The organism is Virgibacillus sp. L01 (assembly GCF_052246775.1).
Lineage (GTDB): Bacteria > Bacillota > Bacilli > Bacillales > Amphibacillaceae > Lentibacillus.
Genome location: NZ_JBQQCP010000001.1, coordinates 623,143 through 635,293, shown reverse-complemented (window position 1 = coordinate 635,293; position 12,151 = coordinate 623,143). Strand labels below are relative to the sequence as shown.

Annotated in this window: 13 protein-coding genes; all 13 read left to right on the top strand. The window is 38.3% G+C overall.

Annotated elements, in window-relative coordinates; genetic code table 11:
* Window positions 1-57: 57 nt before the first annotated feature.
* Window positions 58-822 carry a YveK family protein gene (locus ACTWQM_RS02870; RefSeq protein WP_443256652.1) on the top strand — a complete coding sequence of 255 codons (765 nt, stop codon included), beginning with the start codon at window positions 58-60 and terminating at the stop codon, window positions 820-822.
* Entirely contained in the window at window positions 797-1,495 is a 699-nt protein-coding gene (locus ACTWQM_RS02865; RefSeq protein WP_443256651.1) for a CpsD/CapB family tyrosine-protein kinase, read from the top strand. The genes ACTWQM_RS02870 and ACTWQM_RS02865 overlap by 26 nt, the downstream gene beginning before the upstream one ends.
* Window positions 1,496-1,721: 226 nt before the next feature.
* Window positions 1,722-2,480 (top strand): tyrosine-protein phosphatase, encoded by a 759-nt coding sequence (locus tag ACTWQM_RS02860; RefSeq protein ID WP_443256650.1) that lies wholly within the window; start codon window positions 1,722-1,724, stop codon window positions 2,478-2,480.
* A gap of 87 nt (window positions 2,481-2,567) precedes the next feature.
* Entirely contained in the window at window positions 2,568-3,332 is a 765-nt protein-coding gene (locus ACTWQM_RS02855; protein WP_443256649.1) for a tyrosine-protein phosphatase, read from the top strand.
* A 69-nt stretch (window positions 3,333-3,401) separates the two neighbouring features.
* Window positions 3,402-3,809, top strand: a complete 408-nt coding sequence (locus tag ACTWQM_RS02850) for a response regulator (RefSeq protein ID WP_443256648.1) — start codon at window positions 3,402-3,404, stop codon at window positions 3,807-3,809.
* 32 nt (window positions 3,810-3,841) lie between these two features.
* A complete protein-coding gene (locus ACTWQM_RS02845; RefSeq protein WP_443256647.1) occupies window positions 3,842-4,048 on the top strand; it encodes a response regulator transcription factor in 207 nt (68 codons plus the stop codon).
* Window positions 4,049-4,289: 241 nt separating this feature from the next.
* Complete coding sequence (locus tag ACTWQM_RS02840) at window positions 4,290-6,119, top strand: polysaccharide biosynthesis protein (protein ID WP_443256646.1); 1,830 nt, start codon at window positions 4,290-4,292, stop codon at window positions 6,117-6,119.
* Between the two features lie 30 nt (window positions 6,120-6,149).
* Complete coding sequence (gene galU, locus ACTWQM_RS02835; RefSeq protein WP_443256645.1) at window positions 6,150-7,028, top strand: UTP--glucose-1-phosphate uridylyltransferase GalU; 879 nt, start codon at window positions 6,150-6,152, stop codon at window positions 7,026-7,028.
* 21 nt (window positions 7,029-7,049) lie between these two features.
* The gene (locus tag ACTWQM_RS02830; RefSeq protein WP_443256644.1) at window positions 7,050-8,381 is read left to right on the top strand and encodes a UDP-glucose dehydrogenase family protein; all 1,332 of its coding nucleotides are present in this window, start codon (window positions 7,050-7,052) and stop codon (window positions 8,379-8,381) included.
* A gap of 186 nt (window positions 8,382-8,567) precedes the next feature.
* Complete coding sequence (locus ACTWQM_RS02825) at window positions 8,568-9,677, top strand: DegT/DnrJ/EryC1/StrS family aminotransferase (protein WP_443256643.1); 1,110 nt, start codon at window positions 8,568-8,570, stop codon at window positions 9,675-9,677.
* 53 nt (window positions 9,678-9,730) lie between these two features.
* Entirely contained in the window at window positions 9,731-10,306 is a 576-nt protein-coding gene (locus ACTWQM_RS02820) for a sugar transferase (protein ID WP_443257079.1), read from the top strand.
* An 18-nt stretch (window positions 10,307-10,324) separates the two neighbouring features.
* Entirely contained in the window at window positions 10,325-10,954 is a 630-nt protein-coding gene (locus ACTWQM_RS02815) for an acetyltransferase (RefSeq protein WP_443256642.1), read from the top strand.
* Window positions 10,955-10,972: 18 nt separating this feature from the next.
* Window positions 10,973-12,139: a glycosyltransferase family 2 protein gene (locus tag ACTWQM_RS02810; protein ID WP_443256641.1), complete on the top strand. Its 1,167-nt coding sequence runs from the start codon at window positions 10,973-10,975 to the stop codon at window positions 12,137-12,139.
* Window positions 12,140-12,151 lie beyond the last annotated feature (12 nt).

Sequence of the window (12,151 nt, the reverse complement as noted above, 5' to 3'; positions counted from 1 at the left end):
TAATAAAAAATTCACCAATGTAATGTTACAGAAAGAGATTATTGGAGGTACTATCACATGGAAGAAACTATATCCCTCAAAGAAATAATGGAGGTCATTAAAAAACGAATGCTGCTGATTGTCTCGTTAGTAGTAGGTGCAGCTTTAATTAGTGCAATCGTTACTTTTTTTATGCTCACTCCGAATTATGAGGCGAGTACTCAATTTATCGTTAACCAAGAGCAACAGGATCCTGCAGCACAATATAATGTAAATGACATTCGGACAAATCTTGAACTTATTAATACCTATAATGTTATTATAAAAAGTCCGGCAATTTTAGAAGATGTTGTCAGTGATCTCGATTTATCTATCTCCAGTGGACAGCTTCAGCAGAAAATCACCGTATCCAGTGCGGAGAACTCACAGGTTGTAACGGTTGTCGCAACAGATCCGGATCCTAACCTTGCTGCTGATTTGGCAAACACGACGGTGAATGTGTTTCGGGAAAAAATCCCTAGCATCATGAATGTCGATAATGTTAGTGTCCTTTCTCCAGCTGAGGTTGGTCCTAATCCATCACCAGTAAGCCCCAAACCACTACTTAATATTGGGATTGCAATTTTACTTGGTGCGATGGTTGGCGTAGGAATTGCCTTCTTACTTGAATACCTGGATAACACAATCAAGTCGGAAATAGATATTGATAATAAACTTGGTGTACCTGTATTAGGTGTTATCAGTCATATGGATGAAAAAGATGTAAGGCCTGATAATGTTCAGACAGTTGTAAACAGAACGAAACGAGGTGGATTTAGTGGCACGCAGAAGAAATCAATCTAAAAACAGTAAAATCAGACACCTGATTACAAAACTAAATCCGAAGTCACCTATATCGGAACAATTTCGTACAGTTCGAACCAATCTGGAATTTACTTCGGTTGATAGTGAGCTAAAGACAATCCTTGTAACGTCATCAGGTCCATCAGAAGGCAAGTCATCAAGCGTTTCCAACCTTGCAGTTGTGTATGCACAGCAAGGAAAGAAAGTCTTGCTTGTCGATGCGGACTTAAGAAAGCCTACAGCACATTACACATTTCGATTAGACAACTTGACTGGGCTAAGTAATATCCTGGTAGGCGAGACATCAATCTCAGAGGCAACGTCAGAAACAGATATTGCTAATCTGGACGTTATTTCATGTGGGCCAATTCCACCAAATCCATCTGAACTGTTAGGGTCAAAGAAAATGGAACAATTCATTAACGATGCTGGAATGACATACGATATTATTCTATTTGACACACCACCTGTTTTAGCAGTAGCAGACGCGCAAATTTTGTCAAATATATGTGATGGATCACTACTTGTTGTGCGAAGCAAGCAAACGGAAAACGAACTAGCACAGAAATCCGTCGACACGTTAAAATCAGGGAGAGCTAAATTACTCGGAACGATTCTTAATGATGTGGAAAAGAAGAAAGCTAATTACTATTATTATTACGGTGTAAACTAGATATGACGACTCCTTGCCAAAATGGTAAGGGGTTTTATTTTGCAGCTACGAAAGTTCAACAACGATGACAGCCCCCTAAAGGCTTGGAGAAGACCATGTTTTCTTAAGAAAATAGAGTATTAAAAGTAAAAATCTTTTAAACTTTGAAAATAGGTGAATAGACCTAATATCTATTTTTTACTTTTGCCTCAATTGAGGGTATAGTCAAGATGAAGGAGAGGACATTATGATTGATATCAATTGTCATATTCTGCCAGGAATGGATGACGGACCCAATATATTAAAAGAAACAATTGCAATGGCGAAGGATGCTGTAGACCAGGGAATCCAGACCGTTATTGCTACTCCACATCATAATAATGGTTTATTTATAAATGAACGAGATGCTATTATTGGTGCGACTGACTATGTGAATTCTAAATTGCAGCAGGAAGAGATTCCGCTATTCATTATTCCCGGACAGGAAATACACATCTATCCAGAAATGATTGATGATCTGGAGAAAGGGCTACTCATGCCACTCAATGAAACGACCAGATATGTATTAATCGAATTACCAGCAAAAAATATCCCATCTTATACAACGCAACTTGTTTTTGAGATGCAAATTGCTGGCTATATTCCGATATTTTCCCAACCTGAGAAAAACACTGTCATAATGGAAGACCCGAATCAGCTATATGAAATAGTGAAAAATGGAGCGTTGATACAAATGAATGCATCAAGTATCATCGGTTCTGCAGGTAAAAAGGTAGAAAAGACTGCCCAGCAACTATTACAGGGGAATATGGTTCATTTTGTTGCATCGAATGCCCATAATATGAAAAAAAAGCGTTTAAATCTTCAGAAGGCATATGCTGCATTAGACAGTTCAGCGCGAGATGTTTTCCAGGAGAATAGTGAACTATTAATACATGGACGTCCTGTCATAAAAGATGCCCCAGTTCGAATCAACAATAAAGGCATCTGGAACCTCTTTAAATAATTTGTAAAAGACTCTCGGAATTTGTTATACTATTATAAGTTACTATTTCTATTATTCTAACAACTACACGGTACAGGAAGTGGACATATGATTGATATACATTGCCATATATTACCCGGAATAGATGATGGCGCGAGTACGATAACGAGTAGTCTTGCGATGGCACAACAGGCTGCGGCGCAAGGGATCCATACGATTATTGCAACTCCGCATCATCAAAATGGGAAATATAACAATATAAAGGCAGATATCATTACCAATACAAACGAACTAAACGATCAGTTGCAGCAAGAAAATATTCCGGTAACAATACTACCCGGACAAGAAACACGGATTAATGGTGATATGATTGCTGATATTGAGAATGGTGTATTAGCGTCATTAAACGATACGAAATATCTATTTGTTGAATTTCCTTCAGGTCAGGTTCCGCGGTACGCGAAACAAATGCTGTTTGACATTCAGGTTGCTGGGTATACGCCAATCATTGTCCATCCGGAACGAAACTCTACAATCATCGAACATCCGTCGATGCTCTATGAATTTGTCCGAAAGGGTGCATTAACCCAAGTAACAGCAGCAAGTCTTGCCGGTAAATTTGGTAAAAATATTCAAAAGTTCTCCCACCAGCTTGTGGAATCAAATTTAACGCATTTTCTCGCTTCAGATGCACATAATACAACTACACGAGGGTTTGTAATGAACGAAGCGTTTCATGAATTACGTGAACAGCATGGAAATGAAGCGTTCTATCTCTTTCTTGAAAATTCACAATTGCTCGTGGACGGGCTAAATGTGAACAAGGACGAGCCTGAGACGATTAAAAAGAAAAAGTTTCTCGGGCTGTTTTAACAAAAAGGTGCTAGGGCTCCCATGCCGGCACTTTTTTCTGCTTTAGCAGGCAGGCTAGGAGGTTGTGTAGTGATAAACGTTTTGCTAGTTGACAATCAGCGACTATTTCGCGAAGGTGTAAAAGCCCTAACTGATTCGCAACAAGACATTAATATAATTGGAATGGCTCCAAATGGTCAAGACGCAATTGCTATGATTACTGAACTCGTGCCTGATGTTGTCTTAATGGACGTCCATATGCCTGACATGGATGGGATTAGGGCTACTGCGCATATAATAGAAATGCATCCTACTGTTAAGGTAGTTCTACTCACAACTGTAGCGGAAGAGGAACTGATCATCAGAGGGATAAGTGTTGGTGCTGACGGGTTCCTACTGAAGGAATTATATCCCGATACGTTACATAATGCCATTCGAGATGCTTATCGCGGTCAGGTTGTGTTGTCGAGGGAAATAGCGCAAATACTTGCGAGCTAACACTTAACAAGAAGCAAATCCTTGCAAAACGTTTGGAAAACAACAATATAAAACTGACGAACCGGGAACTGGATATTGCGTACCTGCTTATGGAAGGTAATTCAAATGAACAAGCTGCTAATAAGCTTTTTCTTGGTGAAGGAACGATTAAAAATTATATTAGTGATATCTATAATAAGCTGGATATTCATAACCGGGAACAGGCTAGAGAATATCTGAGAATTTTGCTGATGGTGTAGGCTCTGTCGAACGCTGTCAAATTAACGACAATTATAGAAATATGACTTTTTTAGTTAAAAGTCACTTAAAAATATGACTAAGATTTTAGTATGATGAAACCTGTTGGATTTAAGTCGGCGGAAACTAGTAAGAATAATTTACAAGAAATATATAAAGAATGACTGAAAAGATGTTATAATCATATTGTTGAAACATACACTTTTTTGAAAGAATAGTTCCAAACAGAAAGGAGCTGACTTAATGACATATCGAACAAGAATCTCCTTGTTGGTTCTGTTAGACTCTATCATTGTCATACTTGCAATTTTTGTTGCTTCATGGGTTGTTTACCCGAATATCATCGAATACAGCATGCCAGCTTTAATTATCAGTTCAATTGCACTCTTAATCTTTCATCATATTTTCGCAATGATATATAAGTTATATAACAAAGTGTGGGCCTATGCAAGTGTTGGTGAATTGATTGCGATCGTAAAAGCAATCACGCTATCTATTATATCGGCAGGAATTGTGCAGTATTTAGTGAATGATTTCACTATCTTTCGCAGGGCTTTAATTGTGACATGGTTATTACACATCACTTTAATTGGCGGCTCTAGATTTATGTGGCGCATCATTCGTGATCGATACATAACGTCGGATAAAAATAAAAAGCGCACATTAATCGTCGGTGCGGGAGCAGCTGGTTCAATGATCGCCCGTCAACTGAAAAATAACCACGATGACAGCGAAATGTATCCCGTCGCATTTATAGATGACGATTTTAGTAAGCAAAAAATGCAGATTTATGGTATTCCCGTATTAGGGAGGTCCAAACACGTAAAATCAGTAGTAGAAAATCATAATATCGAGCATATCGTAATTGCAATTCCATCTCTACAAAGCGGCGAGTTAAATAAACTGGTGATGGAATGTAATAAGACAGACGCAAAAGTGCAAATGATCCCGAAAATTGAGGACATTATGACCGGGAAAGTCTCGGTAAGCAGCCTGAAAAATGTCGAGGTTGAAGATTTGCTTGGCCGAGACCCGGTTGAATTGGACATTCAAGCGATATCGGAATATGTAACGGATAATACCGTCATGGTAACTGGTGCAGGTGGATCGATTGGCTCTGAACTTTGCCGACAGCTGATGCGCTTTACACCACGTAAAATTGTACTCGTGGGACACGGGGAATTTAGCATTTACACAATTGATATGGAGCTACGTGAAAAATACGGTACAACAAATGTTGAAATCGTTCCAGTTATCGGTGATGTACAAGATTGTAAACGCATGTTTGATATAATGGAAGAACATCAACCGACGATCATCTATCATGCAGCAGCACATAAGCATGTGCCATTAATGGAATATAACCCGCATGAAGCTGTGAAGAACAATGTTATTGGAACGAGAAATGTTGCTGAAGCTGCAGACGCCTTTGGTATCGATACATTTGTATTGGTTTCATCTGACAAAGCTGTTAACCCAACCAATGTGATGGGTGCAACAAAACGTTTCGCTGAGATGGTAATTCAGGATTTAAGTACACGAAGTAAAACCAAATTTGTAGCAGTCAGGTTCGGGAACGTCTTGGGAAGCCGGGGTAGTGTTATTCCGTTGTTTAAAAAACAAATTGAACGCGGTGGACCAATTACCGTAACAGACCCGGAAATGACACGTTATTTTATGACCATTCCTGAAGCATCCCGCTTAGTCATTCAGGCAGGTACGCTTGCTAAAGGTGGAGAAATCTTTGTCCTTGATATGGGTGAGCCTGTCAAGATTGTTGATCTGGCGAGAAACCTTATTAAACTATCAGGTTACACCGAGGATGAAATTCCGATTGAGTTTGCCGGCAAAAGGCCTGGTGAGAAAATGTATGAGGAGCTTCTTGATGATGACGAAGTTCTGCCTGGTGAGGTTTATGATAAGATTTATGTTGGACGGACGGTTGCGGTTGACCCTTCTACACTGGTTAATTTGGTAGGAAGCTTTGAACGTTATTCCACAGCAGATTTGAAAGATGAGTTGATGACAGTAATTAATACAGAAAGAACACTATTAGTCGCGAAAGGATCATAAATCGTTCGCTCTTAATTGGGGGTTATTAAATTGAAAACAGTGAAAAAAGCAATTATCCCAGCAGCTGGACTGGGTACAAGATTCTTACCAGCAACAAAAGCAATGCCAAAAGAAATGCTGCCAATTGTTGATAAACCTACAATTCAATATATCGTAGAAGAAGCAATTGAATCAGGTATTGAAGATATCATTATCGTTACCGGTAAAGGTAAACGTGCTATTGAAGATCACTTTGATCACAACTTCGAATTAGAAGATAATCTTATGAAAAAAGAAAAATTTGAGCTGCTAGATAAAATAAACTACGCATCAAATGTAGACCTTCATTTCATTCGACAAAAAGAGCCGAAAGGGCTTGGGCACGCTGTATGGTGTGCACGTAAGTTTATAGGTGACGAGCCATTTGCGGTACTTTTAGGTGATGATATTGTACAAGCAGAAACACCTGGACTAAGACAGTTAATCCAACAGTACGAAGAAACACAAAGTTCAGTCGTAGGGGTGCAACAGGTCCCTGATGATCAAACACATCGTTATGGGATTGTGGATCCTAATACAATTGAGGGTAGACGTTATCAGGTAAACAACTTTGTAGAAAAACCTAGTCAAGGAACTGCCCCATCAAACCTTGCTATTATGGGAAGATACATTTTTAATCCAGAAATTTTCGGTTTTCTGGATAAACAGGAAATTGGAGCAGGTGGAGAAATCCAACTTACCGATGCTATTCAGAAGTTGAATGAACTACAAAAAGTATATGCTTATGACTTTGAAGGCAAACGGTATGATGTTGGGGAGAAGTTAGGGTTTATCCGAACAAACCTTGAATTTGCGTTGCAAAACCCAGAGTTTGGTGAGGAAGTAGAACAAATGCTTAAAGATCTATTAATGGAAAAATCGAAACTATAACTGCAGGATAGGTGAGATAAAATGAATATTTCTGTCGTTGGTACAGGTTATGTCGGGTTGGTAACAGGTGTTAGTCTTTCGGAAATAGGACATCGTGTTACGTGTATTGACATTGATGAAGCAAAAGTGAAAAAAATGAAAAATGGCATTTCTCCTATCTATGAACCAGGACTGTCCGAATTAATGACAAAGAATATAAAAGAAAGTCGATTGTTTTTCACAACAGATCATACAACAGGATTTACGAATGCGGATGTAGCGTATATAGCTGTAGGCACACCGGAAAAAGAAGATGGCTCTGCAGATTTGAAATTTGTAAAACAAGTTGCAAAAGATATCGCAACACATGTGGCAAAAGATACAGTAGTTGTTACAAAAAGTACAGTCCCGGTTGGTACGAATGACAAAATAAAAGAAGTAATTCAGACAAACTTAGTTAATAACGTGAGAATTGACTTTGTTTCTAATCCTGAATTCCTTAAAGAAGGCTCTGCAATTGAAGATTCATTTAATGGGGACCGTATTGTTGTAGGTTCTGACAGCGACTATGCTGCCAAACTTATTGAAGAAGTTAATAAAGGCTTTGGAGTTCCTGTTTATAAAACGGACATCAGAAGTGCGGAAATGATTAAGTATGCCTCAAACGCTTTCTTGGCAACGAAGATAAGCTTTATCAATGAGGTTGCTAATATCTGCGACCGTGTGAATGCAAATGTAGAAGATGTCGCTATAGGTATGGGAATGGATAAACGAATTGGTAATAAATTTCTGAATGCTGGTATTGGCTATGGTGGATCTTGTTTCCCTAAAGATACGAAAGCTCTAATTCAGATTGCTGGTAATGTTGAATATGATTTTGAATTGCTAAAAGGTGTTGTTAAAGTAAACCAAAAACAGCAAGCTCTCTTATTGGATAAATTAAATGAGCGTTTTGATTCGTTGGAAGGTAAAAGAATTGCTGTACTGGGATTAGCCTTTAAACCAAATACAGATGATATGAGGGAAGCTGCCTCGATAGTTGTAACAAACAATCTTATCGAACAAGGTGCAGAAGTTGTTGGATATGATCCAATTGCGACAGATAATGCAAAAACATTATTAAGTGATAAAATGGTATATGCTGACAGTGTGGAAGATGCAGTTGAAGGCAGTGACGCAACGTTGATTATTACCGAGTGGGATGAAGTTAAGCATGTTGATTTGGATGTGTTTAAGTCGATGAAATACCCATTGGTTATTGATGGCAGGAATTGTTTCTCACTAGATGAGATGAAAGAAGTTGGGGTTGAGTATCATTCGGTGGGGAGACCTAGTGATGTGAAGAAGAAAGACTATGTGTTGCAACAAGGTTAAATAGAGTGGTAAGAGGTGGTGCCTCCTTATAATAAAACGGAGGCACACTACTATGCTGTGGGAATAGTGTTTAGTGGTTTACTAGTTTGTTGGATAGATAGGGTATTAGAATTTCCAATTAAGTATTAAGCAACTAAATAGAGTTTTAATGTAAGAGTATATTACTAAGGAAGGAAGTCTTTGATAATGGGAGATAAATTATTCCTCTCGTCACCACATATGAGTGATGAGGGTTATGAAAAAGAATACGTTAATGAAGCGTTTGATACGAACTGGATTGCTCCCTTAGGTAAGAATGTCAATGAGTTCGAAAAAGAACTGGCAGAAAAAGTGGGCAGTAAGCATGCAGCCGCCTTAAGTTCAGGGACCGCAGCAATCCACTTAGCCTTGAAGGCAATCGGTGTTGGCGAAGGAGATGTTGTTTTTTGTCCGACGTTAACATTCTCTGCAACGGTGAATCCAATTATATATCAAAATGCCACACCGGTTTTTATAGATAGTGATGAGGAAACGTGGAATATGTCATCTAAAGCGTTGGAAAAAGCTTTTGAAAAACATCCGAGTGTGAAAGCAGTTATCGTTGTTCACCTTTACGGACTATCGGCAAATATGGATTCGATTATGGAAATATGTCGCCGTTACGATGTGAAAGTGATTGAAGATGCGGCGGAATCACTTGGGGGTTACTATAAAGGTAAGCACACAGGAACGTTTGGTGACTATGGTGTCTTTTCATTTAACGGAAATAAAATCATTACCACGTCAGGTGGCGGGATGCTTGTCTCTGATAATGAAGAAAGAATTTCGAAAACACGCTTTTGGGCAACGCAATCAAGAGATCAAGCACGGCACTATGAGCATAGTGAATTAGGATATAACTACCGAATGAGTAATGTCTCTGCAGGTATTGGAAGAGGGCAGCTAAAAGTGTTAGAAGAAAGAGTTGCCAGGAAAAAGTATATCTTTGATTACTATAAACGAGAACTTGGATCATTAGAAGGTGTCTCGTTCATGCCAGATAATGATTGGGATGAGCCGAATTATTGGCTAAGTAGTATGACGCTTAGTGGTAAGGTGAGACCTATTGAGGTTATGGAAGGTCTTGAAAAAGAAAATATTGAGGCGAGGCCAATTTGGAAGCCGATGCATTTGCAGCCGTACTTTGAAAAGTATGACTTTGTTGGAACGGGTGTGGCGGCGACTTTGTTTGAGAATGGTGTTTGTTTGCCGAGTGATACGAAGATGAGTGATGAAGACCTTGCACGAGTTGTGAAGACTATTAAAGAGCTGTGGTGATTAGTGTGAAATCTAAATATATAAGTATTTATCGAAACTATATAAAGAGACCAATGGATTTGGTCTTATCGCTATTCGCTCTTATAGTTCTAAGTCCAGTCTTATTAGTAGTGACTGTCTTAGTGAGATTTAAATTAGGCAGTCCAATGCTATTTAAGCAAAGACGCCCGGGATTAAACGAAGAGATTTTTACTATGTATAAGTTTAGAACGATGACGGATGAGAAAGATGGAAACGGCGAATTGCTACCGGATAGTGTGAGGCTTACAAAGTTTGGGAAGCTATTACGATCGACATCTTTGGACGAATTACCAGAACTATTTAATATTTTCATAGGCGATATGTCTTTTGTAGGGCCGAGGCCATTACTTTTAGCGTACCTACCACGTTACAGTAATCATCAAAAGAGACGTCATGAGGTCCGACCAGGGCTATCAGGTCTTGCACAAGTGAGTGGTAGGAATACAATTAGTTGGGAAGATAGGTTTAATCTTGACGTAGAGTATGTTGATAGTTTGACATTTTTAGGTGATTGGAAGATTATACTCCTAACCCTCAAAAAGGTGTTTGTTAGAGAAGGCGTTAACTCAGAGTCTGCTGCGACGATGGAGCCTTTTAAAGGTAATTAAAGAAGGAAGAGTGTTTCGATGAAGAAAAATCTTATTATTATTGGTGCAAGTGGACACGGGAAAGTGGTTGCTGATATAGCACTGAGAATGGATCATTGGCAGGGTATCTCTTTCCTAGATGATGACGAAAACATCAAGTCGATAATGGGGTTAGAGGTAGTTGGTAAAGTAGCAGATTACAAAAAGTATATCAATGATTCAGAGATACTTGTAGCAATTGGGAATAATAAAATTAGACAAGTTATTCAAGAAGAGCTTGAGGAATCTAGAGCCAGTATTCCAATACTTATTCACCCTAGTGCAATTATTGGAGAAGAAGTGGAACTAAATTCAGGAAGCGTGGTTATGGCTGGTTCAATTATCAACTGCAGCACCAAGATTGGAAAAAGTTGCATTATAAATACTGGAGCTACTGTTGATCATGATAATTATATTGGAGACTATGTTCACATATCACCAGGGGTTAATCTAGCTGGTAATGTAAAAATTGGTAAAAGTACATGGTTAGGGATTGGAAGCACAGTTAGCAATAACTTAAATGTCACTAGAGGATGTACAGTTGGTGCAGGTGCTTTGGTGGCCAAGAATGTAACTGAACCCGGGACTTATGTCGGGGTACCAGTTAAAAAATTGCCTGATTTATCATAATGAAGGAGAAAATATAACATGGAGATAGTCATGAAAATTCTATTTTATACAAGTGGATTTATAATACTATGGGCAATGATCGGTTATCCACTATCATTAAAAATAATTGGTAAAATATATAATAATAGAATACTTGAAAAAGATTACTCCCACAAGCCAAAAGTAACGGTAATGGTGGTTGCCCATAATGAAGAAAAAGTAATATTAGATAAGCTTAATAACATTATAGAAATAGATTATCCAAAAGAAAAAATAGAATTTTTGGTAGCATCAGATAATAGCACCGATAAAACTAACGAGATAGTAAATAGATTTATAAGAGAACACCAGGATAGAAAGATTAGGCTTTATCAAGTTAAGACACGTAAAGGAAAAACAAATGCTCAAAACGAAGCCCATAAGATAGTTGAGACTGAGTACCTAGTTATGACAGACGCTAATTCTATAATGGAAAAAGATTCAGTTAGGGAGCTAATGGCATCTTTTACTTCTGATTACATAGCATATGTTTCAGGGAGATTGTCAATTTTAAATCATGCTACTAGTGCAGTGAGTGGCGCTGAAGCAAGTTATTGGGATAGTGACATGGCAGTTCGTGAAATAGAGGGAAGAATACAAACAATAACTGCTGGTAATGGAGCAATATACGCTTGTAGAACAAAGGATTATTATGATTTTAATCCGATCGAGTCTCACGATAGTGCCATGCCACCATTGTACGCAATACAAGGAAAAAGAGCGATTGCTAATCATAGTGCGATAGCTTATGAAAAAGCCGGAGAAGTTATTGATGATGAATTTAGTCGGAAAGTTAGAATGAATAGGGTCATTCTAAAACATATATTACCAGACGCTAGAATATTAAATGTATTCAAATATAAGTGGTTTTCATATTTTTATTTTGGCCATAGGACATGTAGATACTTACTTTGGATATCTCACCTTGTTATTCTACTGAGTAATCTATGGTTGGTGCCAGGATCATGGTTCTATACGCTGACTATATTAGGGCAAGCACTATTTTATATACTCGCAATAGTTCGAGGAACGACTAAATCTAATAACAAATATTTGACCATGATTTACTATTATACTGCTACAATAGGTGCACAGTGGGTCGGTGTTTATAGTATATTGTCTGGGAAGGCAAAACCATTTTGGGAGAAAGCGGAGAGTACAAGGTAAAAATATTCAGTG

Bases quoted from the DNA above. Each gene is read 5' to 3' on its own strand.
- ACTWQM_RS02815 (WP_443256642.1), top strand. From the start codon at position 10,325: ATGAAGAAAAATCTTATTATTATTGGTGCAAGTGGACACGGGAAAGTG.
- ACTWQM_RS02855 (WP_443256649.1), top strand. From the start codon at position 2,568: ATGATTGATATACATTGCCATATATTACCCGGAATAGATGATGGCGCG.
- ACTWQM_RS02830 (WP_443256644.1), top strand. From the start codon at position 7,050: ATGAATATTTCTGTCGTTGGTACAGGTTATGTCGGGTTGGTAACAGGT.
- ACTWQM_RS02840 (WP_443256646.1), top strand. From the start codon at position 4,290: ATGACATATCGAACAAGAATCTCCTTGTTGGTTCTGTTAGACTCTATC.
- ACTWQM_RS02860 (WP_443256650.1), top strand. From the start codon at position 1,722: ATGATTGATATCAATTGTCATATTCTGCCAGGAATGGATGACGGACCC.
- ACTWQM_RS02810 (WP_443256641.1), top strand. From the start codon at position 10,973: ATGGAGATAGTCATGAAAATTCTATTTTATACAAGTGGATTTATAATA.
- ACTWQM_RS02820 (WP_443257079.1), top strand. From the start codon at position 9,731: ATGGATTTGGTCTTATCGCTATTCGCTCTTATAGTTCTAAGTCCAGTC.
- ACTWQM_RS02870 (WP_443256652.1), top strand. From the start codon at position 58: ATGGAAGAAACTATATCCCTCAAAGAAATAATGGAGGTCATTAAAAAA.
- ACTWQM_RS02825 (WP_443256643.1), top strand. From the start codon at position 8,568: ATGGGAGATAAATTATTCCTCTCGTCACCACATATGAGTGATGAGGGT.